We start from the raw sequence: 26,196 nt of genomic DNA on the forward strand, positions 1-26,196 counted from the left end.
CATTACTGCATGCCGAAGCAGAAATGACCAAAGGCAGAGAAGGCAATCGCTGCGACGATAATCAACAAGATAGCTTTAGTTGAGTTCATTCCTTTACGTCCAAGCAACCAGTAAATCACACCTGTGATAATAGCTGGAACCAAGCGTGGGAAGATCAAATTGAGCATGTCTTGGATATCGATGGCTTTGTCCCCGATGTGTGGCATCCAGGTTACATCCACATTGATCATCGTTGCAATCAAGGCACCGACCATGAAGATACCAAGTACAGAAGCTGCTTCGATCAAAGCTGTCAAGGTACTTTGCATGTTGTTGATTAAGTTGGTACCTTCTTTATAAGCGAATTCCAACTGTTTCCAACGGAAGATATCATAAGCAACTGCCACAGCAATCCAAAGGAAGATACCCCATGGTTGACCTTGTGACGCGATGGTTGCTGCAATAGATCCCATAATAGCTGGAACCAAAGATCCAAAGATAGAGTCTCCAAGAGGGGCAAATGGTCCCATGAGACCTGTCTTGATCCCGTTAACCGCATCTTTAGAGTTGACACCATCTTTTTCTTCCAAAGCCAAATCAAAACCAGTGATAATGGTGTGGAAGAATGGAGAAGTATTGAAGAATTGCGTATGCAATTTCATCATTTCTTTCAATTCAGGTGTGCCATCTCCATACATTTTCCGCAATTGTGGAAGAAGCATGTAAAGGTAACCAGAAGCCTGCATCCGTTCGTAGTTCCAACCTAATTGGAAGGTGAAGAGGCTACGTTTGTTGATTTGTTTAAAATCCTCTTTAGTGAGTTTGTAGTTATTAGAATTCGTCATCTTCAATTTCCCCGCTTTCTACATTGCTTGCTGGAGCAGCTACAACTGTACGTTGGCTGTTTTTAAAGTGTTGCACTGCAAGGAAGATACCGATGATGGCAACCCCGATCATAGATACAGATTTGAAGTTGTTTGTGAAGGCAACCATTTGTTCTTTTGGAAGTTTTGCAAACGCATCTGTTCCAAGCATAGCAGAAATTGCAGCACCAACACTTTGAACATTGCTGTAAAGCACTGTCAACATCGCTGTCAAGCCAAAACCAAGGGCAAGATAGTGAAGGTGACGTTTCACAGGCAAGTAGTGAAGCAAGATCGCAAATCCAAGACCAGGAAGCATACGTCCTGCAAGAGTCAAGCCGTTTGCGAACCATTGATATTTTGCAACAAAGTCAACAACAGATTGGACAAAAGCACCACCAAAGGCAAGAGCCAAGAAGACTGGAAGGGCACGAGAGAGAGCCCAAGGAACAGCACCAAGAAGGTAGTTGCGTTCAATTCCTTTATAATCAAAGCGTTCGATCGCCGCATCAATACGGTGTGCAAAGGCAGTAGTACTCATACGGCCAAGGATATCTGCATAGGTCAAGAGAGCAGCTACGGGAACGGCAATAGTTGAAATCGCAATTTCTGGTTTAATACCTTGCGCTACTGAAAAGGCAGTTGCAAGAACGGCACCAGAAGTGGCGTCAATACGAGAAGCTCCACCGAAAGTACCTACACCGAGCACTGTCAATTGGAGAGACGCTCCGATAAAGAGACCTGTTCCTAAATCCCCCATAACAAGTCCTGTAATGAAACCAGCAAAGACTGGTGAGCCTGCTGATGAAACAATCGTCAACTCATCACAGATTTGATAAGCTGAGTACAAAGTAAGTAGTAAAATTTGCCACCATTGTATCATGACAATTTCCTCCTAAAAATTTTCTTTTACTTTAATAACTTCATAAAGTCTTCTGCAGTGTCGTTTGGCACCATCTGAGACGTAATCTTTACACCTTTTTCGTGGATCTTGTTGAAGTCTTCCACGTCCGCGTCCACCACATTGATCGAGCGGGTAATCGCACGTGTCTCATCAGATTGAGACATATTGCCGACATTCAGCGTTTCAAGCTGAACACCTGCTTCGATCAAACGAAGGAAACGATCAGGTTTGCGAGCTACGATAAAGAGTCGTTGGCTATCATATTTTCCAGCCAAGATATTTTCCGCAGCCTTTGCGACTGGCAAGATACTGAGCTTAACACCAGGTGGTGTCGCTAGTTTCAAGCCACTTTTTTCAATATCATTTTGAGCGACTTCATCATCGATCACCATGATACGTGAAACATTTAGTTTGGTAGTCCAAAGATTGGCTACCTGCCCGTGGATCAAACGTCCATCGATACGGCATCCTACAATAGTCATAAGTTTTCCCCCTTTACTTCTTTGAATGTAGGTTGTTGAACAAGTTGAAGTGTCTCTTGGTACCGCCCTTCTGTCTCAAAGACGATCAGGCTATTGGCTCCTTCTTTGAGGAAGCCATGAGGCACGTAAAGTGAAGTGGTCGGTCCGACCTCCCAGAAGCGACCAAGGTTATGGCCGTTGACAAAGACGACCCCTTTCCCAAATCCTGTCATATCCAGATAAGTGTCAAGGGTGTGGTCCAGCTGAAAATCATATCGGTAAAAGGCTGGAGCACCTGTCTGCCATTCCTTTGAAAAATCGAGCTGACTGAGATCTTGTAAATCCAGTGGGTACTGCTTCCAATGAAGGTGGAAATGCAAATCCACACAGACACCTGTGCGAATGCCCTTGTGCTGGCTATCAGCTAAGAGCTTGTGGCCGTAGTTGACACGTCCCATATTCTCAAGCAAGATTTTTAAATTCGTAACCGCTTTCTTTTTTCCTTTGATAAAAAGATCTTCACCGATCTCTGTTTGGTATTGCGTTGCTACATGTTGATCATCCAGGTAAATCTGTACCCGATCCCGGCCATCAATGATGCGCAGTTTTTCTTCTTCCGCATCCAACTCAAGGTCTGTCTCATATAGCAGATAACCTGTGGTTTGCCCTAACCCTTCCATCTTTTCCGGATAGAGACTGGTTTTGACTTGAGCCAAATTGTCCAGATTCCCAAAAAGACTAGTCTTGGTTGCCAAATGTAAAGTCTGCTCTGGCAAACACTCTTTGATGAGTGGTTCTTGCTGTGGGTATTCCGGATAATAGGTCGCCATCATTTTTTGAATAGCATAATACTTCTCCGTCGGATTGCCCTGCTCATTGAGCAAAGCCCCATAGTCATAGGATGTCACCTGTGGCAAATCAAGCGTACCCCGAGCTGAGCAACCATTCATGAAGCCGAAATTGGTTCCGCCATGAAACATATAGAGATTGATGGAGCCGAGCTCCAAGACCTCATGTACAGCTTCTGCCAACTCCTCTGGGTCCCTTCGAATCACGGGTTCCTTCCAGCGGGTAAACCAGCCATCCCAGAATTCCATACACATCAAGGGCCATTTCTTGCCGTATTCGTCAAAGAATTCTTTCATCTGACCAAAGTTATAGGCTGCTTTGGAACCGAAGTTTCCCGTCACAAAGAGGTCTTCTTCAATCAGGGTTCCTGTTCTTAGCGTTGCTCGCCATGGCCCATCCGATGTAAAGAGAGGACAGGTCACGCCTTTTTCCTTCATCAAATCCCGAATGGCACGCAGATAATCCTTATCTTCTCCATAAGAGCCGTACTCATTTTCCACCTGCATCATGAGGATTGGACCACCTTGATCCACTTGGTAGGGTGTCAACAAGCCAAGCAAGCGATCATAATAACGATCCACCGCTTCGATAAAGGCTGGGTCTGATGAGCGGATTCGCAGGTCTTCTTCCAAGAGCCAGGCTGGTAATCCACCAAATTCCCACTCTGCACAGATAAAGGGCGACGGCCTTACAATCATGTAAAGTCCTAGGGACTGGGCTGTTTGAATGAAACGCTCTAGATCCAATCGACCACTAAAGTCAAACTGCCCTTTGCGGGGTTCATGCGCATTCCAAGGGACATAGGTCTCAACCGTGTTAAAACCCAAAGCCTTTAGATTATACAAGGAATGATACCAGTCTGCTGGGTCAATTCGGAAATAATGGATCGCTCCGGATAAAATCTTGAAGGGTTGATCTTTTAAATAGAAAGCATCGCGAATCTCAAAAACTCCCATAAACGCCCCCCTTTCTTATATGTAACCCTTTTCATTTATTAATATAATAAATTATTTAAAAAATGTCAACACTTTTATAAAAAATATGTTAAAATAGGGTTAAATAAGAGAAATCTAAAGAGAGGTAGCACTATGGCAATTCCAAAGTACCAACACATCAAAGATGAATTGAAGCAGCAAATTATCTCCGGAAAATTTGAAAATGGAGATAAATTTTATACTGAAGCTGAACTCATTAAAATTTATGATGTCAGCTCTATCACCGTTGTCCGTGCTTTGAACGACCTCGCTGCTGATGGCTACATTGTCCGTCAGCAAGGAAAAGGAACCTTTGTTTCTCGTGCTCGAAAACACAAACTGGTTGAATTTTCAGATGTTGAAACCTTCCCAATCCAAAAGGCCAAAGTCAAAGTTCTCTCTATTAAACGTGGAAATACCTTAAGCATCCTAGACAAACTAGGCCTCAACCCAACGCAATTCTACTATAAGATCGAACGGACTCGCCAGACAGGGGATGATACCTATATCTTCCACCAAACCTATATTCCTGAACAATACATCAATCCAAACTATCCAAATTTGGAATACTATAGCTCTATCTATGATCGCTTCAAAGAAGACTACCACATTCATATGAATGATGAACACTTCGAAGAAGTCAACGAAATCGTCTTTCCTACACCAAACAAGGTTGCTAAAGTATTGAACATCGACGAAAATTTCCCAACGGTCAAACAAGTGAAGACGACCAAGCTAGAAGCGACTGGCCAAATCCTTGAATACACGGAAACCTATAAACGCGGTGACTACTACAAGATCAAGTTCATCTCCTGTGACCGCGATCACTAAGAACCAAAAAGACTGAGACATCTCGGTCTTTTTTATAGATCCAGTATAGCATGTTGAAAACGATTTCTAAAGACCTCTTTAAAAATATATATAATTAGTGATAGTTTAACTATAAAAAGTTTAAAAAGGGAGTGGGAAAGAACTCCGACTAGTTAAAAAGAGTTCGTCTTCCCCACCCCCGCACAGTTGATTAGGTCATCTTTGGAGCTTCATAAGCGAACAAAGATACCAATCAACCACTGCGTCTTGCAGTTAGTCTTATCAAACATCAAAGGCTGGACAGTTTTTGCCCAGCCTCTTTCGTCTATTTTTCAAATTCCCTTTTTCGTTGCGCTTAGTCACCCAAACCGATGCGTTCGAAGATTTCATCCACCCGTTTGGTGTAGTAAGTTGGGTTGAAGATTTCGTCGATTTCTTCTTGAGTGAGACGTGAAGTTACTTCTGGATCTGCTTCAAGAAGTGGTTTGAAGTCTACTTGGTTATCCCATGATTGGGCAGTCTTCGGTTGAACAAGGTCGTAAGCTTGCTCACGTGTCATCCCTTTTTCAATCAAAGTCAACATGGCACGTTGGCTGAAGATCAAACCAAATGTAGAGTTCATGTTGCGAATCATGTTTTCTGGGAAGACTGTCAAGTTCTTAACGATGTTTCCGAAACGGTTGAGCATGTAGTCAATCAAGATAGTTGTATCTGGTGCGATGATGCGCTCAGCTGATGAGTGAGAGATATCACGCTCGTGCCAAAGGGCTACGTTTTCATAAGCTGTGACCATGTGACCACGGATCACACGCGCAAGACCTGTCATGTTTTCAGAACCGATTGGGTTACGTTTGTGAGGCATTGCTGAAGATCCTTTTTGACCTTTGGCAAAGAACTCTTCCACTTCACGTTGTTCAGATTTTTGAAGACCACGGATTTCAGTTGCCATACGCTCGATAGAAGTTGCGATGCTCGCAAGAACTGCAAAGTACTCAGCGTGAAGGTCACGAGGAAGGACCTGTGTAGAGATTTCTTGAGCACGGATACCCAATTTATCGCAGACGTATTTTTCAACGAATGGTGGGATGTTAGCAAAGTTACCAACCGCACCAGAAATCTTACCAGCTTCCACACCAGCAGCCGCATGCTCGAAACGCTCGATGTTGCGCTTCATTTCGCTGTACCAAGTAGCCAATTTAAGACCAAAAGTTGTCGGCTCAGCGTGCACACCGTGGGTACGACCCATCATGATAGTGAACTTGTGCTCTTTCGCTTTGTCAGCGATGATGTTGAGGAAGTTTTCAAGGTCCTTACGGATGATGTCGTTGGCCTGTTTGTAGAGGTAACCATAGGCAGTATCTACTACGTCAGTAGATGTCAAACCATAGTGAACCCACTTGCGCTCTTCACCAAGCGTTTCAGAAACCGCACGTGTGAAGGCCACCACATCGTGACGAGTTTGCTGCTCGATTTCAAGAATACGGTCGATGTCAAAGTCCGCTTTTTCACGGATCAAAGCCACATCTTCCTTAGGAATTTCTCCCAATTCAGCCCATGCTTCGTCAGCCAAGATTTCCACCTCAAGCCAAGCACGGTATTTATTTTCTTCAGTCCAAATGTTCGCCATTTCAGGGCGGCTATATCTATCAATCATGTTTAATTTTCCTTTCTTTTGATGTTTTACATCAGTTAGCAACCGACAGTCGCTTTACTCAAATTCTTCTTTCCCGATCCACACAGATGGATAGTGATCGAGTGTATTCAAATCCGTATCCAGTGGGACATCATAGATGGCTAAATAGTTTTCAGGATATTGAGCAGTCAGCTCTTCATACTTAGCTTTCACTTTTTCGTGATCGCTACTCGCATACAAGACTTCAACGACTGCTCCAGTCTTATCCTTCTCAACGAAAGCATTGACAATGAGTTGAATCATAAAACCTCCTAAAGCGAAATGCCCTTCATATTTGCTTCCAGAATAGGCATCTTGACACCTAATTCTTGACCAGTCTGATAAACACTTTGACAACAATAGAAGATGTCCTGTTTATCATTGTGCAAAGTCATAATTTTTCGAGTCAGCTCATTTTTCGCAAACATGACTTTCATGGCTTTGCCGGCTATCCAAGCCGGAATTTTGTATGGCAAGAGTTCGGCTTTGTAAAGCTTCAAATTCACACCACGCGCTTCTACGACTTTCAAAGCTTCTCGAATGGCCTTGATGGCTAATGACAATTCCGAAGAACTATTCATTAAATTCAAAGCCAGTTCTTCTGGGTTTTCCAGATTCCCTGAACGTGCTGCTGTCGAAGTGACACCTGCATTAATCGCCATGTGAATCCAAATCCACTCGACCATATCATGAGGCACTTCCCACTTCAAATCTGCAGAAGTCAGTAAAGACGTCAAATCAGCATAGTTAGAAATCTGTGCTTTTTGCTCACCTTCTAGCATTAAATGGTCAAACAAGACACCATCCAAATGGTCCTCCTGCATGTGACCTCCAGCTGTCGGAAATGCCAGAATATAGTCGTAATCCCCTGCCCACTCTTGGACCTCTTTTCGAGTATCCCAGAAATTGCAGAAGAAAACAAGGGTACCTTTGATATTATTTTTTCGCAAGGTCTCCACAGCTTCTTTGACAAACCCATGACGCACACTCAGAAAAATAAAATCATATTCCGAATCAGCTTCCGCCACATGAACCTCATAGGTATCATGCTTATTCTCACCCTTGGAATGATAGCGACCATCTAGCAAATCAACCGACAACTCCTTCGGAGCTGTGCTTTTCTTACTATCTCTCAGTACGTGTTCCACTTGATGGCCTGCTTTTTGAAAGGCGTAGGCATAAGTGGTCCCGATGACTCCAAGTCCTAGAATCACTATTTTCACTTAAAAATCAATCCCTTTCCAGCAGTAGTTGTCTGGCTTCTCTTGTCGATTTTTCGCCTGCGACAAGCCTAGTCAACCTTGCAGGGGTAAGACGACGGACCTTATTGCTGGGGTCCTGTCTTACTCCCCAAACTCTTCAACCTCGTCTGCCACATCACTAAACAAAGTCACATGTCCCATTTTGCGGTTATGCTTTGCTTCTAGTTTACCATATAAGTGGAGGTGAGCGCTTGGATTTTCTGTCACATATGTTTCAGCAGCCTCGACGTGTTGGCCGAGAACATTGAGCATCACAGCAGGTGCATGGAGGTGAATAGCAGGAAGTGGTGCTCCGAGAACACCCAAGATGTGCGTGTCAAACTGGGAGAAGTCACAAGCTTCAATTGAGTAGTGGCCTGAGTTGTGTGGACGTGGAGCAATTTCATTGACAAGGATGTCATCAGAAGTTGCAAACATTTCCACACAAAGAGTTCCGGAGAGGGTCAGTTGTTCTGCGATTCGCACGGCCATGGCTTTGGCTTTTTCAGCTAGACTTTCTGAAATGCGAGCAGGCACAATAGTCTTAGACAGAATATTATTGCGGTGGATATTTTCCTGAACTGGGAAAACCGTCACATCCTTGCCATTTCCTGATACGATGACAGAAATCTCAAGGTCAAAGTTGACGAATTCTTCCAAGACGCAGTCTGCTGAATCGGCTAAAGTGTATGCTTCTTCCAAATCTGCTTCTGAACGAATGACCTTCTGACCATGGCCATCGTAACCACCGGTCGCCGTCTTGAGGACATAGCTTTTCGACAGGTCGATATCTGCCAAATCTTGGCTTGAGGTCACGACCTTGTAGGGAGCCACCGTTACTTGAGCCTTATTGGAGAGAAAGTCCTTTTCAAAAATCCGATTTTGAGAAATGCGAAGCAGATCTGTTCCTTGTGGAAGCTGGCCTTCTTTGATAACAGCATCAAGGCCGTCAGCATCGACATTTTCAAATTCATAGGTGAGAACATCACAGCGATCAGCCAACTGACGAAGAGCATCTACGTCGTCGTAAGGGGCCACGATGATTTCCGCCACACGGGATGCTGGACAATCAGCTGCTGGGTCCAAGGCGATAACCTTGTGTCCCATGTAGATAGCTGAGATCGCCATCATCTGACCGAGCTGGCCACCACCGATAATGCCGATTGTTTTAGATGAGCTCATTTGTAGACTCCTCTGCAATTTTTCCTTGTTCTTCTGCGAAATCAGCCAAAGATGTTGCGATAGCCTGATCCTCTACTGAGAGGAGACGGAGGGCAAAGAGAGCAGCGTTGGTCGCACCTGCTTCACCTATCGCCATGGTTGCGACAGGCACTCCACCTGGCATCTGAACGATAGAATAAAGAGAATCCACACCGCTAAGGGCACGAGACTTGACGGGTACCCCGATAACTGGAAGGGTCGTTTTAGCTGCGACCATCCCTGGCAAGTGAGCTGCGCCACCCGCACCTGCGATAATGACCTTGATGCCACGGCTACGTGCTTCTTCGGCATGTTTGAACATGAGGTCCGGTGTACGGTGTGCGGAAACAACTTTCTTTTCGTAAGCTACACCGAAACGGTCTAGGACTTCGGCGGTTTTTTGCATGGTAGCCCAGTCGGATTTTGAGCCCATGATAATGGAAATTACTGGTTTCATTTTTTCTCCTTTTTCGATAATCGTCTATTGTAGTGCGGACGTAAGCGACCGCCTGTAGCGTTCCATTACTAAAACTGGAGCCTGAGTCTCCAGTTTTCCGCTCCTAGTAGCTCTGCTACTAGGAGTTCCACTACTGCGACGATTATCCTATACTAGCTCGCTAACGCTCGCAAATCAAACGACCATTATCTTAGTTTGGCTCGCTTTCGCTCGCCATGACAAAGTTAGTATCTGTTAATCTTTTATTGCCTTACTACCAATGTCATTTCGGTAGAACAGGCCTTCTGTGTTTTGTTTGTTGAGTTCGTTGTAGATAATATTTTGGCCGTCTTTAACGGTGTCTGCTGTGGTGACGAGCATGTAAACACGTCCGCCGTTTGAGAGAAGGTCTTGGCCGTTTTCAGCGAATTTGGCACCAGCATAGTAAGTGATGATATCACCTTCTGTCTTGGCTGGAAGCTTGACACCTTTCTCATAAGCGAGTGGGTAGCCGTTTGAAGCTACAACCACGCCCAGTGTCACCCCCTTGTCCGTCCAAGTGATGGCCGGCTCTTTGCCATCCAAAATGTCAGTGATGTTTTGTGCAAAGTCAGATGTCAAACGAGGCAAGATAATTTGCGTTTCAGGATCACCAAAACGAGCGTTGAACTCGATAACTTTCGGTCCATCAGCTGTCAAGATAAGCCCCGCGTAAAGGACACCAAGATACGGACGCCCTTCTTTGATCATGCCTTCAAGAACTGGCTTGACAATAGTGTCAACCGCTGTGTCAACCACGCTCTGTGGCAAGTGAGGAACTGGCGCATAGGCACCCATCCCACCAGTGTTGGGACCCTTGTCACCATCGTAGGCACGTTTGTGGTCCTGCGCTGTTGGCATAATGTAGAACTTATCCCCATTGACAAAGGCAAAGAGAGAGAACTCTTCCCCATCAAGGAATTCCTCGATGACCACACGCGCACCTGAATCACCGAATTTATTGTCCAAAAGCATCTCGTGAGCGGCTTCAACTGCTTGCTCAACCGTTTCTGCAACGACGACACCTTTCCCAAGGGCCAGACCGTCTGCCTTGACGACGATTGGAGCGCCTTTTTCTTCGATGTAGGCCTTGGCTTCCTCGAAATCTGAAAAGGTTCCATAGGCTGCTGTCGGAACATTGTATTTGACCATGATTTCCTTAGCAAAATCCTTAGACCACTCAAGCTCAGCTGCAGCCTTGGTCGGACCAAAAGCCTTGAGACCAGCTGCATTGAAGTCATCCACGATCCCCGCCGCAAGGGCATCATCTGGACCGATAAAGGTCCAAGCAATATCGTTGACTTTTGCGAAGTCAATCAGCTTAGAATGTTCGGAAATTCCGATATTGATCAAATCCAGACCATCTAATCGCATCCCGTCATTACCAGGAGCCACAAAAACCTGCTCAACGTCTGTAGACTCCAACAATTTCTTAGCAATCGCATGCTCACGACCGCCAGATCCAACAACCAAAAGTTTCATCTCGAACCTCTTTTGCGAATTATTTTATTAAATTATATCATAATCGTTCGTTTTATTCTAATGATTTCAGCAAAAGTCTCCTATTTTCAGTAGAATCCAAACATTTTTTGCTATTTTCTCCTATTTCTCATTTTTTTCCGAATAGTATAGGTGAGACCTACTAATTGACGAAAAGGAGTATTATGCAAACGATCAAAAAATTTCTCGTATTGACTTGTGCGACATGGGGGATGCAAGCCTCTATTGCCCATGCAGATCAAGCGACCAATGCCATCTATGCCGAAAAAGGGCAGCTGGTAATTCATCTTGGAAACGTCCCGGATAAGTATCAAAAGATCCAAGTTCCCATCTGGTCTGACCAAAATGGTCAAGATGACCTTATTTGGTATCCTGTGGAACACAGTGACAAGGGATTTGACCTACAGGTACCATTGATCAACCATTCTGATCAAGCCGGACTTTATCATGTCCATGTCTATGGGGTGGAGGTAAATGAACAGCTAACCGGCCTTTACCCTCTCACGACCAGCGTCCAGCAAAAAGACCTGGCTTCTTCCCAGCCAAAAATCACGATCACACCCATCTCCTCACAAGAATTCGAGGTAGACCTGAAGTTATTCGAAGACGTTGACGAGATTGTCTTCCCCATCTGGTCAGAAGGAAACGGGCAGGATGATCTGGTCTGGTATCCCGCAAAGAAGATTGCACCTGGACATTTCCAACTGCGCTTTCAGGCTCAAAAACACAAGGGAAGTGGTCTATTTCATCTCCACGTCTACCAGAAAAGCCAGGGACAACTAAAAGGGCTATTCCCCACTACCTTTCAAGTAGAAAAGGCAAAGCCAAATCTCACTCCACTCGCGACACACCCGGGAAATACCTACCCCATTGGTGAGTGCACCTGGGGAGCCAAAGAATTAGCCCCTTGGGCCCACAACTCGTGGGGAAACGGTGGCATGTGGGCAGCTAGTGCACGCGCTGCTGGATTCCGGACAGGAGACACTCCAGAGGTCGGTGCCATCGCCTGTTGGGACAATGGGGGATATGGGCACGTCGCCTTGGTTACGGATGTCGAACATGACCAAAAAATTCAGATCCAAGAAGCTAACTACAACGGCCATCGCTATATCGACAACTTCCGCGGTTGGTTCGATCCAACCAACCCCATCTGGGGGACCGTCACCTATATCTACCCAGATTAAGGTCTTCTTAATCAGCAAAAAAGGCACTCATTCAACGATGAGTGTCTTTTTTGATTAATGTCTAAAATGTCTCACACCTGTAAAGATCATGGTCAAGCCATATTTATCAGCCGCTTCGATAGACTCTTGGTCACGGATATTGTTGAATTCTATTTCATGTACTTTTCTAGACTTATTTGAATTTTTGGCATGATTTGGTGCATGACTTTAAGATTCGTATAGGCTAATGCCATCGCTATGAAAAGGTAGACAATGACTGACAACAGGGACATTTCAGAAGGCCAATAGTGGAAAATGATCATTAAAACAATGGGTAATTCTAGAGTTACTGTGACAACCCCGGGAACATAACCTCTAAATTGCAGACACATGATATAATGGATCATGAAGTGAGATGTATAAGCTATTACAAAAGCTAAATAGAGTACGGTGTTGTGAGTCATTTGACAAAGACCAGAAATAAACAGCAAAATGATAAACTCCTCTAAAACACCTACTGCAAAAGCAGAGCCCTGCGTAACAGGACCAAAGAATGGTTTCTTAAAAGACACTAACTTTTGATGATACCGTTTTTTCCACAAGGGCATAAAGATCATTTCTTCAAAATCGTGTAAAATAAATAAAATAGGTAGCATCCAAACATCAAAAAGAATGCCCATATCTTTACCTCCTTAATAACAACTAACAATTGTACAATGTTCAAAACAAATAATAATTCTACATCGCGCGCAACACTTTTAGTATAAAGACAAACTGTTACAAAAACAAGAGGTTCAGTGAAATTGGCACAGTTTGAACAAAAGTGTGACAGGAAAGGAGAACTCTACTATGGAATCTCAAACACGGCAATGGCTGGAGGAAGCCTTGTTCGATTTATTAGCAACTAAGAAATCCCTGCACAATATCAGCATTGCAGAACTCAGTGAGCACGCTCAGATTGCTAGGCGCACGTTTTATCGTTATTATCATTCAAAAGAGCAGGTTCTTACGAACTATTTAGACCGTTTAATCCAAGACTATATCATCGAACTTCAAACAGAAAAACTGACTAATTTTGAGGATTTAGTAAACTTTTTCTTTCAGTATTGGAGCCAGTACACTGAGTCATTAAAGATTTTACAGGATGCAAACCTGCTAGTACTTATCTTGCAAAGGTCTTATGATAAGCTTCCTGATGCTTATAGTACTGTCATGGCACCTTGGCACATCACAAACAGTGATCAAAAACAAATCACCTATGATATCAGATTCATTACCGGCGGTCTCTACAATATTTTTGATGAATGGTTAAAAACAGATCACCAGACAATGCCTGTTAACGAGTTGGTCACTACAGCTTTAAACACCCTAAAACGAATGAAAGATAGTTAAGTGAGAAGCTGAGTTTTTCGAGATTAGTCATGAGCAACTCCAACAAAACATTTTCATAATTTCTAAAACTAAAATGCTTATTATTTCAGCCATACAAAAAGAGAAGACCACTTGCATCTTCTCTTTTTGTTAGCTATCAGTCATTCATGATAGTTGATAACGAGCTAATTTTTAAATAACCATTAATGTCTAAAATGTCTGACTCCTGTAAAGATCATGGTCAAGCCATATTTATCAGCCGCTTCGATAGACTCTTGGTCACGTACTGATCCACCCGGTTGGATGATCGCTTTAATCCCTGCTTTGGCGATTTCTTCCACATTATCCGCAAATGGGAAGAAGGCATCGGAAGCAAGAACAGCGCCGTCAAGACGGTCTTTAGCTTGGTCAATAGCGATGCGAACGGAAGCCACACGGTTGGTTTGACCTGGACCAACACCAAGTGTCATATGGTCATTGGTCACGATGATCCCATTTGATTTGACGTACTTGATCGCTTTCCAAGCAAACTCAAGAGCTGTCGCTTCTGTTTCAGTTGGTTGGCGTTTAGTCACCACTTGCCAGTCAGCTGGACTTTCTTTCACCACGTCTTGGTTTTGAACGAGGAGTCCACCGACAACACCTGTGTATTCTGCTTCCACTTCGCTAGCATCTTGAGCGTCAAATGGTAGCTCAAGAATCCGCAAGTTTTTCTTCTTGGTAGTCAAGATTTCAAGCGCTTCGTCTGTATAGCTTGGCGCAATGATGATTTCAAGGAAGACACCGTGCATTTTTTGAGCTGTCGCAGCGTCCACCTCACGGTTGAGAACGACAATACCACCGAAGATGGATACTGGGTCAGATTCATAAGCGTAGTCCCAAGCCGTTTCGATATCGTCAGCTTGACCAATGCCACATGGATTCATGTGTTTCAAGGCCACAACGGTTGGACGGTCTTTAAAATCACGGATGATCCGGATAGCGGCATCCGCATCACGGATATTGTTGAAGGACAATTCTTTCCCGTTCAACTGTTTCGCTGAAGCGATGGAGTAATCCGTTGGCAAAGCTTTTTGATAGAAGTCTGCGTCTTGTTGAGGGTTTTCACCGTAACGCATTGGTTGCTTAAGATCATAAGTCAATGTGAGTTTTTCAGGTTTTTCTTCACCCACTTGAGCAGTGAAGTATTCTGCGATCAAAGCATCATAGGCTGCTGTGTGGCGGAAGACTTTCGCTGCCAAACGTTGGCGAGTTTCATAACTTGTTTCGCCGTTGGTTGCCAATTCGTCCAAAACCACAGCATAGTCAGCAGGGTCTACCACAACTGTGACACTAGCGTGGTTTTTAGCTGCTGAACGAAGCATAGAAGGCCCACCGATATCGATATTCTCCACCGCATCCGCATAAGTCACATCTGACTTGAGGATAGTTTCCTTAAATGGGTAAAGGTTTACCACCACAAGGTCAATCAATTCGATATTATTGTCTTTAGCAGCCTCTAGGTGGCTATCGAGGTCACGACGAGCGAGGAGACCACCGTGGATATTTGGGTGGAGAGTCTTCACACGACCGTCCATCATTTCTGGGAAACCAGTCACATCGTTAATGGCGATAGTGTCCACCCCAGCATTATCAAGGGCAACTTTAGTACCACCTGTTGAGATGATGTCCCAACCGAGTTTTTTGAGTTCTTGGGCAAATTCAACAATGCCCGCTTTGTCTGAAACACTAATTAGTGCGCGTTTAGTCATTTTCTTTCTTTTCCTTTTTTAAAAAAGTTCTTTATCAGCTACAGTCGAAAATGTTTTTTCCGATCAATGGCTTCCTTATTTTCGTGCTACTCCCAAACGTTCCAAGACTTCTGGATAGAGCTTGTACTCTGTTTCGTGGATGCGAGTTTCGAAAGTATCAAGGGTATCCCCTTCAAGACGTGGCACACGGACTTGTTTGATAACCTTACCGGTATCAACACCAGAATCCACCCAATGGATAGTCACACCAGACTGATCAACACCTGCATTCCAAGCATCTTCAATACCATGAGCACCAGGGAATTCAGGGAGATAAGCCGGGTGAATATTGATGATACGGCCTTCATAAGCTGCTAGCAAGGTTGGACCGACGATTTTCATATAGCCGGCCAAACAAACTAGGTCAATCTGGTGCTCATCCAAAAGTTTGACGATAGCTTCTTCATAAGCTACTTTATTGTCAAATTCCTTGAGTTCAAAGGCATGACTAGCCACACCAAGGTTCTTGGCACGTTCTAAGACATAGGCATCACGGTGATCTGAAAATACAAATTCTACTGGAAATTGTTCTGCAATCACCTGGAAGTTTGAGCCGTTGCCAGAGGCAAATACAGCAATCCTTTTAGCCATTATTTAATCACCACACTTGCGCCATCTTTCTTCACAATCCGACCGATTTCATAAACAGGTTCGTCAAGAAGTTCTTTGACACGTTCCACATTTTCTGGTTTCACTGCAAGCATGAGACCAATCCCCATGTTGAAGATTTCAAACATTTCTTCATGTTTAATTTGGCCATATTTTTCAAGAGCTTTGAAAATTGGAAGAACTGGGACTTTGCTTTCGTCAATTTCAGCAGCCAAGTCATCTGAGAACATACGTGGTACATTTTCGATGAAACCACCACCTGTGATGTGGGCAATTCCGTTGACCAATTCTTCTTTGATGAGTGGCAATGCTGCTTTGACGTAGATACGAGTTGGCTCCAAAAGAACGTCTTTAAGTTTCTTCCCTTCCAATTCTGGGAGAACTTCTTCACCTGTGTAATCCGCAAAGACACGACGAACAAGTGAGTAACCATTTGAGTGGATACCGCTTGAAGCAAGTCCAAGAATCACATCCCCTTCAGCTACTTTTGAACCGTCAATGATTTGAGATTTTTCTGCAACACCGACAGCAAACCCAGCCAAATCATAGTCATCTTCACCATACATACCAGGCATTTCAGCCGTTTCTCCACCGATAAGGGCTGCACCAGCCTGCACACAACCTTCTGCAACACCAGCAACGACTTGCTCTAATTTAGCAGGTTCATTTTTACCAGTTGCGATATAGTCAAGGAAGTAAAGGGGCTCCGCACCTGCAGCGATGATATCGTTAACACACATAGCCACACAGTCTTGACCGATCGTATCGTGTTTGTCGTACTTAATAGCAAGCATGAGTTTAGTACCGACACCATCTGTACCTGAGATCAAAACGGGCTCTTTGACACCTGTTTTTGAAAGGTCAAACATGCCACCGAAGCCACCGAGAGCTCCCATAACACCTGCGCGTTCCGTACGAGCCACGTGTTTTTTGATCCGTTCAACAACTTCATAACCTGCTTCAACATCCACACCAGACTGCGCATACGCATTTTTATTTGTCATTTGTTTCATTCCTTTTCTTTTGCACTGCTCTTAATAGAAAGAAGTATGTTCTTTCAAACTTTCCACATAGCGTTCTTCGTAGTCATACAAAGGCGTTGGATATTTTCCATCAAAGTAAGCCACACAAAGACCGCCATTTGGAGCATCTGTATCAATTCCAATAGAATCAATCAAGCCATCGATTGACAAATACGTCAAGCTATCTGCACCAATGATATCGCGTGTTTCCTCTACTGTATGATTGGCAGCAATCAATTCCTTACGTGTTTGAATATCGATCCCGTAGAAACATGGGTAGGCAAGGGCTGGGCTACCGATTGCTACGTGGACCTCTGTAGCTCCTGCTTCTTTCAATAGCTTCACAATTCGACGTGATGTTGTCCCACGTACGATAGAATCATCAATCATGACAACCCGTTTGCCTTTCACGACACCGGATACGGCAGAGAGCTTCATCCGAACCCCTTGCTCCCGTAGTTCTTGTGTTGGTTGAATAAAGGTCCGTTGGGTATATTGGTTTTTAATCAAGCCCATTTCATTTGGTAGGCCAGATTCTTCCGCAAATCCCATGGCTGCGCTAAGTGAAGAGTTCGGTACACCGACCACAATATCTGCTTCATGTTTGAATTCACGTGCCAATTGAGCCCCCATACGTTTACGAGCTGTATGGACATTGACCCCTTGGATATTGGAGTCTGGGCGGGCAAAGTAGATATACTCCATTGAGCAAACAGCCAATTGAGTATCTGTTGTATACGTATCATAAGTGATGCCATTATCATCGATAATTACGACTTCACCCGGATTTACATCCCGAATCCACTCTGCTCCAACCACTTCAAAGGCACAGGTTTCAGATGAAACCACAATAGCTCCGTTGGCCATTTTCCCAATCGAAAGAGGACGGAAACCATTTGGATCCAAGGCCGCAATCAGCTTATCTTCCAGCATGAGAAGATAAGCAAATCCACCTTTCACCGTGTTCAAGGCTTCTTTCACCTTACCCATGAAAGAGGGGTTGTGGCTCCGACGAATCAAGTGAGCCAAAATTTCTGAGTCAGAAGTTGAGCTAAAGATCGCCCCGTTATTTTCCAACTCCCGTTTGAGGGACTTAGCATTGGTCAAATTCCCGTTGTGGGCTAGTCCAAACTGGGTATCATGAAAGCGAAAGAGGAAGGGCTGGATGTTATCCACCGAAGCTTCCCCAGCTGTCGCATAGCGAACATGGCCAATCGCTCCCGTTCCTGTTAACTTATCCAAGTTAGCAGGATTTCGAAATACTTCTGAGAGAAGACCCGTATCACGATACCGTTTTAGTTGACCCGCATCATTCGAAAGGATCCCCGCCCCTTCTTGACCACGGTGTTGAAGACTGTGTAATCCGAAATAAGTCAGTTTTGCAGCATCTGGGTGTCCCCAGATCCCAAAAATACCACATTCTTCATTAAGAGATTTAACTTCGTATGTCATTTTGTATACCTTTTATTTTCCAGTAAAGTATTTAACCGCTGATGCAAAGAGATGTTGATCTTTATTTCCTGGAATATTTTGGAAGAGACCGTTTTCGAAACGTTCTGAGTGACCCATCTTCCCAATAATTTGACCGTTCTTACTTGTGATACCTTCAATCGCATTGACAGATCCGTTAGGATTATATTTTGAATCCATGCTTGGTTTCCCTTCGAAGTCAACATATTGGGTAAAGATTTGACCATTGTCACGAAGCTCTGCGAATTCCTCAGCTGTCACGACAAATTTCCCTTCACCGTGTGATACTGGAATGGCATGGATGTCACCAACTTCTACTCCGGCAAGCCATGGTGAATTCGTGTTGGCAATCCGTGTTTCCACCATTTTAGCCACGTGTTGGTTGGCATCATTGTAGAAGAGGGTTGGACTCGTGCTGCTTGCATCTTCAAAGTTACCGTATGGAAGAAGACCTGATTTAACAAGGGCTTGGAATCCGTTACAGATACCGATGATCAAACCACCTCGTTCGATGAAGCTATCAATGGCTGCACGTACTTTTTCATTGAGCAAGATGTTCACGATAAATTTAGCTGATCCATCTGGTTCATCCGCTGCTGAGAAGCCACCTGCAAAGAAGATAATGTTAGCTTTTTCGATATTGTCAACCATGGTGTCAACAGACTTGACAATAGCTTCTTCATTCAGTGTGACAAATGGTACCAAGTTGACTTTTGCACCTTCTTTTTCAAAGGCCTTAGCTGAATCGTACTCAGAGTTAGTACCTGGGAATACTGGGATGTAAACCACTGGTGTATCAACTGTTTCTTTAGCTTTGATCACAGCATCTGATGCCACAGCTGGTACTTCTTCCAACTCAGTTGCCTGTGCAAATTCCGTTGGGTAAACTTCTTCCAATTTACCTTGGAAAGCGCTGTCAAGTTTATGTCCATCAAGCGTTACACCATTGACAGTAAGTGTAAAGTCAGCTGCTGTTTTTCCGATCGTAGCAACACCTGCAATTTCTTCAGGCGAAGTGAAAACGAATCCACCCAATTGGGCTGTCAAGCTAGTGTCAAGATTATCTAATTCAACATTAGCTCCGATATGGTTCCCAAATGTTGCAAGGGCAAGAGCTTCAACCACACCACCATATTTGACAGCGGATGCTGCTGTTACTTTGTGATCAGCTTGGATGGCTTCAAATTGAGCAAAGTTAGACTTGATAAGATCAAAGTCAATTTCTTGTGCCAAAGCTTGACCTGGGATGTAATAGATATTTTCACCAGTAGCTTTAAATTCTGGAGAAAGGACCTTACGGCTATCTGCAGTTGTCACCCCAAAAGCAACCAAGGTTGGTGGTACTGTCAATTCTTCAAAGGTACCAGACATAGAGTCTTTCCCACCGATAGATGGCAAACCAAGTTGAATCTGAGCTTCAATGGATCCAAGAAGAGCTGCTACTGGTTGACCAAAACGCTCTGCTTGTTTATCCATCCGCTCGAAGTATTCTTGATAAGAGAAACGAGCCTTAGACCAGTTTGCACCAGCAGCAACCAAACGAGCGGTTGCTTCGATGACCGCATAGGCAGCACCATGATATGGAGACCATTCTGCTACATAAGGGTTGAATCCTTGCGCCATAACAGAAGCGGTTGTTGTCACGCCATGTTGGACTGGTAATTTCTGTACAGAAGCTTCCGTTGGTGTGATTTGGTAGCGACCACCAAGTGGGTGATTGACTGTTGAACGACCAACTGAGCTATCAAAGATGGTTTGTAAACCTTTTTGACTGGCATGGTTCAGGTCAGCCAAGACTTCAAGAGTATCCGCTTCAAGGGTTTCAGCAGATGTTTGACGTTCTTCTGGAAGCTTGACATCCTTGTCAACCACCTTAGCATCTACAACCACACGTACACCGTTTGTATCAAGGAAACGACGTTCCAAATCAACGATTGTTTCACCATTCCAGTGCATGACAAGATTTGGTTTTTCAGTCACTGTCGCAACGACAACAGCATCAATATTTTCTTTATTACATTCAGCAACGAAGGCATCTACATCTTCTGGACGGACCACGACAGCCATCCGTTCTTGAGATTCAGAGATGGCAATTTCTGTACCATTCAAACCTTGGTATTTCAATGGCACTTTGTCTAGATCAATTTCAAGACCATCTGCCAATTCACCGATCGCCACACAGACACCACCAGCACCAAAGTCATTTGATTTCTTGATCAGACGTGTCACATCCCCATTACGGAAAAGACGTTGAATCTTCCGTTCTTCGATGGCATTCCCTTTTTGAACCTCAGCACCAGCTGTTTCAACAGATTCAACGGTTTGAACTTTAGAAGAGCCTGTCGCACCACCGACACCGTCACGTCCAGTTTTCCCACCGAGAAGAATCACGACATCACCTGCTTCAGGTTTTTCACGGACAACATTTTCCTTAGGAGCCGCACCGACAACTGCACCTAGCTCCATACGCTTAGCAACGAAACCTGGGTGGAAGTATTCACGAACATAAGTTGTCGCCAAACCAATTTGGTTACCGTATGAAGAATAACCATGAGCCGCTGTTTTAGAAATCACTTGTTGTGGCAATTTACCAGCGCGAGTCGCTGAAATTGGAGCTGTAATATCACCAGCACCTGAGATACGCATAGCTTGGTAAACGTATGAACGACCTGACAATGGGTCACGAATGGCACCACCGATACAAGTAGCTGCTCCACCAAATGGTTCGATCTCCGTTGGGTGGTTGTGCGTTTCGTTCTTGAACATGAGAAGCCATGGTTCTTTGACACCATTGACATCCACTTCAATTTCAACAGAGCAGGCATTGATTTCATCAGACACTTCCATGTCATCCAAACGACCATTAGCACGCTCATAACGGCCAAAAATAGTTGCCATATCCATCAAGGTTTGAGGTTTTTCGGTACGTCCCAACTCATCACGCATGGCAATATACTTGTCATAAGTCGCTTGCAATTGTTTTTCAAATTTAGAAGCTGAGAAGTCGATGTTTTTCAACTCAGTCTCGAAAGTTGTATGACGGCAGTGGTCAGACCAGTAAGTATCCAACACCTTCAACTCAGTCTCAGTTGGAACACGTCCAATAGACTTGAAGTAATCTTGAATGAAGAGAAGGTCATCCACTTCCATTGCCAATCCTTGCTCAGCCTTATACTGTGCAAAATCTTCTGCAGTATAAGTTTCAAAGAAATCCAAGCTTGGAATGGTCTTGTCAGACTCAGAGAAATCCTGTTTCGCAATACCAACAGTGATATCTTTGAAACGAGAATCCACTGGGTTCAAAAGGTAGTTTTTGACAGCTTCCAACTCATTCGCATCGATATCCTTGTTAACCAAGTACAATTGCGCTGTATTCACTGTTACGTCATTTGAACTACCAAGCAAAAGCAAAGCTTCTTGTGAAGATGCCGCACGTTGGTCAAATTGACCAGGCAAGCTTTCAATCGCAAAGAAAGCATACTTCTCAAGATCAGCCTGAACCGCAGCCTCGTCCAAAACAGTATCAGTCACTTGCTCAGAGAAGATGTGTTTTTCCGCACGCGCAAACAAGTCCTCTGCCAAACCAAAGACATCGTAAACTTGAACAATCCGAAGATCATTCAACGTTTTCAACTGAAGATTATGCTGCAATTCTTTTACTAAAGAGTCCGATTTCACACGAAAATCAGCTTTTTTCTCAACGAAAATACGTTTATCCATTTTAGTTCCTTTATTTCTATTCAAAAATGCTCTTGAAGACGAAGGTTTTCCGTTTCAACCAAATTATTTCAAGTCTTGCAACTTCTCTAATACAACCTTATATACATCCGTTAGGCTACCCAAATCTCTACGGAAAACATCCTTGTCCATATGGTGCCCTTCAGCATCCCAAAGGCGGCAGTTATCTGGAGAGAATTCATCTGCCAAGATGATCTTGCCATCCTTATCAAAACCAAATTCCAATTTGAAGTCAATCAAGCGAAGACCAATTTGTGCAAACCAATCCTTCAACAATTCATTGATGCGACGTGTTTCTTCCTTGATATAGGCAATTTGCTCATCATTGGCAATATCCAAAAACTTGACATGTTCATCATTGATGAATGGGTCATCCAAATCATCGTTCTTGTAGTAAAATTCAACGATTGGAGTCTTCAAGTCCAAACCTTCTTCAACGCCAAAACGTTTAGAGAAAGAACCAGCAGTCACATTACGAAGAACCACCTCCAAAGGAATAATTTTTACTTTCTTGTTGAGTTGTTCTGTGTCAGAAATACGTTTTATAAAGTGAGTCGCAACACCCGCAGCATTCAATTTTTCAAAAATAAGAGACGAAATCTGATTATTTAGTACACCTTTCCCCTTAATCGTCTCTTTACGAGCACCATTAAGCATGGTTGCCTGGTCCTTATAGACCGACTTAATCACATGTTCGTCCTCAGTAGTATAGATATCCTTAGCTTTTCCAGTATAAATCAGTTGATTGGTCATGACTTTGTTCGCCTTTCGTATTTTATCACCTTCATTCTATCACATACAAAGTGTATTTTCAATAAAATTCCGTACAATATAAGCAGAATCCGAATAAAAAGGACAGAAAAAAAGATCATCCAGAATAATCTCTGAACGATCCCTTTTTCATTAGTGACCAGCAGTTCGTTTTTCGATATAGTCGACAACATCCCCTACTGTGTTAAATTCATCAATAGCCTTGTCCGGAATCTCAATTTGGTATTCATCCTCAAGATTGATAATAAATTCCATCAATTCAACAGAATCCGCCTGTAAATCCTTACGTAAGTCAGATTCCAAAGATACTTGAAAGTCTGGACCCTTGCGATCTTTGAGAAATTCCTCAATTGTAACTAAAATTTCGTTTTGTTTACTCATACATTACCCTTCCTTCGATAATTCCTTCACTGATTTTCCAACAACATCTGTCTCTAACATGGTCCGAATCTGACGAATCGTGCTATAGACAGCTTTGGCATCACTCGAACCATGCGTTTTAACAACAGGTGCTTGAAGACCAAACAAGACCGCTCCTCCAACATCTGAGAAATCCAAGGTTTGCTTCAATGATTTCAAACGGTCCTTGAGCAGAAAAGCTCCCAATTTCGCCTTCCAGTTTCCTGTGGCAATTGCTTGTTTTAATTGCTTCAAGATCCCAAAAGCCGTTCCTTCCATCGTTTTCAAGACAGCGTTTCCCGTGAAACCATCCGCCACAACGACATCAGCAACGCCATCCATCAAGTCACGCGCTTCCACGTTTCCAACAAAATGAATCGACTCATCCTCAGATAACAATTGGTAGGTTTCCTTGCGCAAAGGATCTCCCTTACTAGCTTCTGTCCCATTGTTCAATAGACCCACGCGTGGTTTTTGAATCCCACGAACATTTTCAGCATAGTAAGACCCCATCACAGCATACTGATGCAAGTGCTCTGGTGTATTTTCCGCATTGGCCCCTAAGTCTAGCATATCATAGCCACGACCATCAACCGTCGGAAGTGTCGACATCAAACCTGGGCGTTCCACCCCTTTGATGCGGCCAACGATAAAGAAACCAGCCGCCAATAGCGCACCTGTATTTCCTGCAGATAGCATGGCATTGACCTTACCATCCTTCACATCCTTGGCAGCTAAGACCATCGAAGCCTGTTTTTTCCGACGAATAGCCCGTGTTGGCTCATCATCTGAATCGATTTTTTCTTCCGTATGCACAATCGATACACGTTCTGTTGCGGTTAAATAGTCTTTGATTTTTGCCTCATCGCCATACAAGACAATCTCAATATCATCAAAATCACGAATGGCTTGATTCACGCCTTCTACCAAGGCTTGAGGTGCATTATCGCCCCCCATTGCATCTACTGCAATTTTTTTCATGTTTCACCTCCAGATGAATCTTTCATAATCGCTCCCCAGTCACTCAAGGAATCGATAAACTTTTTAGCTTTTAAATGGATCCCTACATACTCCTCATACAACTGATCAATTGCCTGACGTAGAGCTGCTTTCATCTCCGCTTGTAGGGAAATCGTCTCTAACTCACTGAATCGTACTGCTTGAAACTGATCCAATAAATAGAGAACATTCGGATGCCAGTGAGCACGTCTCTCATCCTGATCATAATGATCCGGACAAAGGACCCCACTATAGCGAAAAGAGTAATCAAAAGGAAGTCCAACCCGATGACAGAAACAGCATTCATGCAGATTCAAGACAACTCCAAATCGTGATAGAATCTGAATCTCAAAAATATTGGTTAAAACCTCATAATCCAGTCCCTCTTCCATCAAAGACAAAGTCTTTTCCAAAAAAGCAAACAGGGCCGGATCCACCTGATTATCCTGAATACTTGCATCTGCAAGCGCCAGAACATAGGTCGCATAAGAAAGGGCAAAAAGATCTGCATTAATTTTCTTATAAATCTGCACATCTTGAAAATCATCAATATAACTCAACCCATCATCATTGATTTTCAACAACATATCTGCCGTTACCAAAGGTTGCAACATGGGATTCAACCGTGATTTTCCCGCATGTTTCACAAAAAACATCCGCTTCCCTGACTTATCTGTGAAGATTTTGACCAGCTTGTCATCCTCACGAAACTCCCGATTATACAGGACAATTCCCCGGGTCTCAATTGACTCCAGCATGTTCTTTCATATACTCCTTCAAGCGTTTCATAGCTTCCTTGATAACCTCCATGCTGGCTGCATACGACAAACGCACATAACCTTCACCATATTGACCAAAAGCAGCACCAGGAATAAAAGCAACCGCTTTTTCACGCGCAAAATCCTGCAAGAAAGCGAAGGAATCTTGATTAAAACCAGCTGGTATTTTAGCAAAAATATAGAAAGCTCCATCTGGCTTAATCATCTCAAACCCAAGCGCGGACATCTGTTCGATAATATAATCCCGACGCTTCACATATTCCTTCTTCATTGGCTCCGCATCATCCCGACCTTCCGTCAAAGCTTCGATCGCAGCATACTGGTTCATGGTTCCAGCAGCCGTTACCAAATACTGATGGCTCTTGATGAGTTGGGCTGTCAATGCAGCAGGCGCAAAGATAAAGCCAAGCCGCCAGCCTGTCATGGCATGAGATTTGGACAAGCCATTAATAACAATGGTCTGCTCAGGAATAAAGGAGGCCATAGAGACATGCGCTTCTCCAGTATAAGTCAACTCTGAATAGACTTCATCACAAATCACAAAGACTTCATATTTTTTTAAGACAGCAGCTAATTCTGCCATCTGTTCGCACGAATAAGTGACACCCGTTGGATTAGCTGGATAATTAAGAATAACAGCCTTCAATTTTTCACCCTGCTCTAGAATGGCCTTTTCCAACTTTTCAGGAGTCAAGACAAAACGATCTGCTGTCGTATCAATTTCGACAACATCTGCTCCCACCAAATTTATAATCGGCTCATAACCAGGGTAGGCCGGTGCCGGAAGAAGTACTACATCTCCAGGTTCCAAGATTGCTGTCAAGGTTGCAGATAGGGCTTCAGTCGCACCAATCGTTACCAATATCTCATCCTCAGGACGGTAGTGAATACCATATTTATCAGCCACAAACTGACTCGCAGCCTCACGCAAAGCCAGCAAACCACTCATCCCAGTGTAATGGCTAAAATTCGCATCAATGGCAGCCTTTCCTGCTTCTTTTACATGTTCAGGAGTTGTAAAATCCGGTTCCCCTAAAGTCAAACGCAAGACACCAGGAATGGAAGAAATTGATTGATCGAACTGACGAATCAAAGAAACTTCGATCCGATTCAGATTTTTATTAAAACGTTTCGTTAAATCCATAGAACACCTCCAA

Annotated in this window: 24 protein-coding genes and 1 pseudogene; 3 read left to right on the top strand and 22 right to left on the bottom strand. The window is 43.8% G+C overall.

Annotation, left to right across the window (positions count from 1 at the left end):
- Window positions 1-2: 2 nt before the first annotated feature.
- The 4 genes from NML76_RS08655 to NML76_RS08670 are packed head-to-tail and all read right to left on the bottom strand — an operon-like array spanning window position 3 to window position 4,012.
- Window positions 3-824, bottom strand: a complete 822-nt coding sequence (locus NML76_RS08655) for a PTS system mannose/fructose/sorbose family transporter subunit IID (protein ID WP_003002374.1) — start codon at window positions 822-824, stop codon at window positions 3-5.
- A complete protein-coding gene (locus tag NML76_RS08660) occupies window positions 811-1,725 on the bottom strand; it encodes a PTS mannose/fructose/sorbose/N-acetylgalactosamine transporter subunit IIC (protein WP_003013827.1) in 915 nt (304 codons plus the stop codon). Before NML76_RS08660 ends, NML76_RS08655 begins: the two co-directional genes overlap by 14 nt.
- Before the next feature lie 26 nt (window positions 1,726-1,751).
- Window positions 1,752-2,228 carry a PTS system mannose/fructose/N-acetylgalactosamine-transporter subunit IIB gene (locus NML76_RS08665; protein ID WP_003009322.1) on the bottom strand — a complete coding sequence of 159 codons (477 nt, stop codon included), beginning with the start codon at window positions 2,226-2,228 and terminating at the stop codon, window positions 1,752-1,754.
- Window positions 2,225-4,012, bottom strand: a complete 1,788-nt coding sequence (locus tag NML76_RS08670; RefSeq protein WP_049490663.1) for a beta-galactosidase family protein — start codon at window positions 4,010-4,012, stop codon at window positions 2,225-2,227. Before NML76_RS08670 ends, NML76_RS08665 begins: the two co-directional genes overlap by 4 nt.
- Window positions 4,013-4,144: 132 nt before the next feature.
- Here NML76_RS08670 and NML76_RS08675 point away from each other — a divergent pair, with 132 nt between their 5' ends.
- Window positions 4,145-4,861: a GntR family transcriptional regulator gene (locus tag NML76_RS08675; RefSeq protein ID WP_134974819.1), complete on the top strand. Its 717-nt coding sequence runs from the start codon at window positions 4,145-4,147 to the stop codon at window positions 4,859-4,861.
- A gap of 334 nt (window positions 4,862-5,195) precedes the next feature.
- Here NML76_RS08675 and purB read toward each other — a convergent pair whose 3' ends face one another.
- From purB to purD, 6 genes are all read right to left on the bottom strand, one after another.
- On the bottom strand, window positions 5,196-6,494 hold the full coding sequence (purB, locus tag NML76_RS08680; RefSeq protein WP_003002393.1) for an adenylosuccinate lyase: 1,299 nt from the start codon (window positions 6,492-6,494) through the stop codon (window positions 5,196-5,198).
- A 54-nt stretch (window positions 6,495-6,548) separates the two neighbouring features.
- Complete coding sequence (locus tag NML76_RS08685; RefSeq protein ID WP_045613324.1) at window positions 6,549-6,776, bottom strand: hypothetical protein; 228 nt, start codon at window positions 6,774-6,776, stop codon at window positions 6,549-6,551.
- Window positions 6,777-6,784: 8 nt separating this feature from the next.
- Window positions 6,785-7,735, bottom strand: a complete 951-nt coding sequence (locus NML76_RS08690; RefSeq protein ID WP_214260029.1) for a 2-dehydropantoate 2-reductase N-terminal domain-containing protein — start codon at window positions 7,733-7,735, stop codon at window positions 6,785-6,787.
- 120 nt (window positions 7,736-7,855) lie between these two features.
- Window positions 7,856-8,935: a 5-(carboxyamino)imidazole ribonucleotide synthase gene (gene purK / locus NML76_RS08695; RefSeq protein ID WP_118228658.1), complete on the bottom strand. Its 1,080-nt coding sequence runs from the start codon at window positions 8,933-8,935 to the stop codon at window positions 7,856-7,858.
- On the bottom strand, window positions 8,922-9,410 hold the full coding sequence (gene purE, locus NML76_RS08700) for a 5-(carboxyamino)imidazole ribonucleotide mutase (protein ID WP_254733305.1): 489 nt from the start codon (window positions 9,408-9,410) through the stop codon (window positions 8,922-8,924). The genes purK and purE overlap by 14 nt, the downstream gene beginning before the upstream one ends.
- Before the next feature lie 234 nt (window positions 9,411-9,644).
- Window positions 9,645-10,910 carry a phosphoribosylamine--glycine ligase gene (purD, locus tag NML76_RS08705; RefSeq protein ID WP_254733306.1) on the bottom strand — a complete coding sequence of 422 codons (1,266 nt, stop codon included), beginning with the start codon at window positions 10,908-10,910 and terminating at the stop codon, window positions 9,645-9,647.
- Window positions 10,911-11,092: 182 nt separating this feature from the next.
- Between purD and NML76_RS08710 the strand changes: the two genes are divergently transcribed.
- Window positions 11,093-12,112, top strand: a complete 1,020-nt coding sequence (locus NML76_RS08710; RefSeq protein ID WP_254733308.1) for a GBS Bsp-like repeat-containing protein — start codon at window positions 11,093-11,095, stop codon at window positions 12,110-12,112.
- Between the two features lie 54 nt (window positions 12,113-12,166).
- Here NML76_RS08710 and NML76_RS10270 read toward each other — a convergent pair.
- Window positions 12,167-12,253 (bottom strand): annotated as a pseudogene (locus NML76_RS10270) (IMP cyclohydrolase); the annotation flags it as partial.
- Window positions 12,254-12,261: 8 nt separating this feature from the next.
- The gene (locus NML76_RS08715; protein WP_118228662.1) at window positions 12,262-12,771 is read right to left on the bottom strand and encodes an HXXEE domain-containing protein; all 510 of its coding nucleotides are present in this window, start codon (window positions 12,769-12,771) and stop codon (window positions 12,262-12,264) included.
- 169 nt (window positions 12,772-12,940) lie between these two features.
- Between NML76_RS08715 and NML76_RS08720 the strand changes: the two genes are divergently transcribed.
- Window positions 12,941-13,483: a TetR/AcrR family transcriptional regulator gene (locus tag NML76_RS08720; RefSeq protein ID WP_118228663.1), complete on the top strand. Its 543-nt coding sequence runs from the start codon at window positions 12,941-12,943 to the stop codon at window positions 13,481-13,483.
- 182 nt (window positions 13,484-13,665) lie between these two features.
- On the opposite strand, the gene purH is transcribed toward NML76_RS08720, so the two are convergent.
- The 10 genes from purH to NML76_RS08770 all read right to left on the bottom strand — a co-directional run bounded on the left by purH (window position 13,666) and on the right by NML76_RS08770 (window position 26,183).
- Window positions 13,666-15,213 (bottom strand): bifunctional phosphoribosylaminoimidazolecarboxamide formyltransferase/IMP cyclohydrolase, encoded by a 1,548-nt coding sequence (gene purH / locus NML76_RS08725; protein ID WP_118228664.1) that lies wholly within the window; start codon window positions 15,211-15,213, stop codon window positions 13,666-13,668.
- A gap of 75 nt (window positions 15,214-15,288) precedes the next feature.
- A complete protein-coding gene (gene purN, locus NML76_RS08730) occupies window positions 15,289-15,843 on the bottom strand; it encodes a phosphoribosylglycinamide formyltransferase (protein ID WP_118096358.1) in 555 nt (184 codons plus the stop codon).
- On the bottom strand, window positions 15,843-16,865 hold the full coding sequence (gene purM / locus NML76_RS08735; RefSeq protein WP_031574112.1) for a phosphoribosylformylglycinamidine cyclo-ligase: 1,023 nt from the start codon (window positions 16,863-16,865) through the stop codon (window positions 15,843-15,845). Before purM ends, purN begins: the two co-directional genes overlap by 1 nt.
- A 30-nt stretch (window positions 16,866-16,895) precedes the next feature.
- Window positions 16,896-18,335 carry an amidophosphoribosyltransferase gene (purF, locus tag NML76_RS08740; protein ID WP_049490649.1) on the bottom strand — a complete coding sequence of 480 codons (1,440 nt, stop codon included), beginning with the start codon at window positions 18,333-18,335 and terminating at the stop codon, window positions 16,896-16,898.
- 12 nt (window positions 18,336-18,347) lie between these two features.
- Entirely contained in the window at window positions 18,348-22,073 is a 3,726-nt protein-coding gene (locus NML76_RS08745) for a phosphoribosylformylglycinamidine synthase (protein ID WP_254733310.1), read from the bottom strand.
- A gap of 63 nt (window positions 22,074-22,136) precedes the next feature.
- On the bottom strand, window positions 22,137-22,844 hold the full coding sequence (gene purC / locus NML76_RS08750; protein ID WP_118096366.1) for a phosphoribosylaminoimidazolesuccinocarboxamide synthase: 708 nt from the start codon (window positions 22,842-22,844) through the stop codon (window positions 22,137-22,139).
- A 150-nt stretch (window positions 22,845-22,994) separates the two neighbouring features.
- On the bottom strand, window positions 22,995-23,243 hold the full coding sequence (locus NML76_RS08755) for an acyl carrier protein (protein ID WP_021154192.1): 249 nt from the start codon (window positions 23,241-23,243) through the stop codon (window positions 22,995-22,997).
- A 3-nt stretch (window positions 23,244-23,246) separates the two neighbouring features.
- Window positions 23,247-24,242 carry a phosphate acyltransferase PlsX gene (gene plsX / locus NML76_RS08760; protein ID WP_070675988.1) on the bottom strand — a complete coding sequence of 332 codons (996 nt, stop codon included), beginning with the start codon at window positions 24,240-24,242 and terminating at the stop codon, window positions 23,247-23,249.
- The gene (gene recO, locus NML76_RS08765; RefSeq protein ID WP_118228667.1) at window positions 24,239-25,018 is read right to left on the bottom strand and encodes a DNA repair protein RecO; all 780 of its coding nucleotides are present in this window, start codon (window positions 25,016-25,018) and stop codon (window positions 24,239-24,241) included. The genes plsX and recO overlap by 4 nt, the downstream gene beginning before the upstream one ends.
- Complete coding sequence (locus tag NML76_RS08770) at window positions 25,002-26,183, bottom strand: pyridoxal phosphate-dependent aminotransferase (RefSeq protein WP_254733312.1); 1,182 nt, start codon at window positions 26,181-26,183, stop codon at window positions 25,002-25,004. The genes recO and NML76_RS08770 overlap by 17 nt, the downstream gene beginning before the upstream one ends.
- Window positions 26,184-26,196: the final 13 nt, after the last annotated feature.

It is taken from the genome of Streptococcus sp. CF8_Ac1-9, assembly GCF_024295565.1.
Classification (GTDB): Bacteria; Bacillota; Bacilli; order Lactobacillales; family Streptococcaceae; genus Streptococcus; species Streptococcus parasanguinis_X.

Bases quoted from the DNA above. Each gene is read 5' to 3' on its own strand.
- NML76_RS08755 (WP_021154192.1), bottom strand. From the start codon at position 23,243: ATGAGTAAACAAAACGAAATTTTAGTTACAATTGAGGAATTTCTCAAA.
- NML76_RS08655 (WP_003002374.1), bottom strand. From the start codon at position 824: ATGACGAATTCTAATAACTACAAACTCACTAAAGAGGATTTTAAACAA.
- NML76_RS08710 (WP_254733308.1), top strand. From the start codon at position 11,093: ATGCAAACGATCAAAAAATTTCTCGTATTGACTTGTGCGACATGGGGG.
- purH (WP_118228664.1), bottom strand. From the start codon at position 15,213: ATGACTAAACGCGCACTAATTAGTGTTTCAGACAAAGCGGGCATTGTT.
- purE (WP_254733305.1), bottom strand. From the start codon at position 9,410: ATGAAACCAGTAATTTCCATTATCATGGGCTCAAAATCCGACTGGGCT.
- purK (WP_118228658.1), bottom strand. From the start codon at position 8,935: ATGAGCTCATCTAAAACAATCGGCATTATCGGTGGTGGCCAGCTCGGT.
- plsX (WP_070675988.1), bottom strand. From the start codon at position 24,242: ATGAAAAAAATTGCAGTAGATGCAATGGGGGGCGATAATGCACCTCAA.
- purB (WP_003002393.1), bottom strand. From the start codon at position 6,494: ATGATTGATAGATATAGCCGCCCTGAAATGGCGAACATTTGGACTGAA.
- NML76_RS08770 (WP_254733312.1), bottom strand. From the start codon at position 26,183: ATGGATTTAACGAAACGTTTTAATAAAAATCTGAATCGGATCGAAGTT.
- NML76_RS08675 (WP_134974819.1), top strand. From the start codon at position 4,145: ATGGCAATTCCAAAGTACCAACACATCAAAGATGAATTGAAGCAGCAA.
- NML76_RS08715 (WP_118228662.1), bottom strand. From the start codon at position 12,771: ATGGGCATTCTTTTTGATGTTTGGATGCTACCTATTTTATTTATTTTA.
- NML76_RS08670 (WP_049490663.1), bottom strand. From the start codon at position 4,012: ATGGGAGTTTTTGAGATTCGCGATGCTTTCTATTTAAAAGATCAACCC.
- purN (WP_118096358.1), bottom strand. From the start codon at position 15,843: ATGGCTAAAAGGATTGCTGTATTTGCCTCTGGCAACGGCTCAAACTTC.
- purD (WP_254733306.1), bottom strand. From the start codon at position 10,910: ATGAAACTTTTGGTTGTTGGATCTGGCGGTCGTGAGCATGCGATTGCT.
- purM (WP_031574112.1), bottom strand. From the start codon at position 16,865: ATGACAAATAAAAATGCGTATGCGCAGTCTGGTGTGGATGTTGAAGCA.
- recO (WP_118228667.1), bottom strand. From the start codon at position 25,018: ATGCTGGAGTCAATTGAGACCCGGGGAATTGTCCTGTATAATCGGGAG.
- purF (WP_049490649.1), bottom strand. From the start codon at position 18,335: ATGACATACGAAGTTAAATCTCTTAATGAAGAATGTGGTATTTTTGGG.
- NML76_RS08685 (WP_045613324.1), bottom strand. From the start codon at position 6,776: ATGATTCAACTCATTGTCAATGCTTTCGTTGAGAAGGATAAGACTGGA.
- NML76_RS08665 (WP_003009322.1), bottom strand. From the start codon at position 2,228: ATGACTATTGTAGGATGCCGTATCGATGGACGTTTGATCCACGGGCAG.
- NML76_RS08660 (WP_003013827.1), bottom strand. From the start codon at position 1,725: ATGATACAATGGTGGCAAATTTTACTACTTACTTTGTACTCAGCTTAT.
- NML76_RS08745 (WP_254733310.1), bottom strand. From the start codon at position 22,073: ATGGATAAACGTATTTTCGTTGAGAAAAAAGCTGATTTTCGTGTGAAA.
- purC (WP_118096366.1), bottom strand. From the start codon at position 22,844: ATGACCAATCAACTGATTTATACTGGAAAAGCTAAGGATATCTATACT.
- NML76_RS08720 (WP_118228663.1), top strand. From the start codon at position 12,941: ATGGAATCTCAAACACGGCAATGGCTGGAGGAAGCCTTGTTCGATTTA.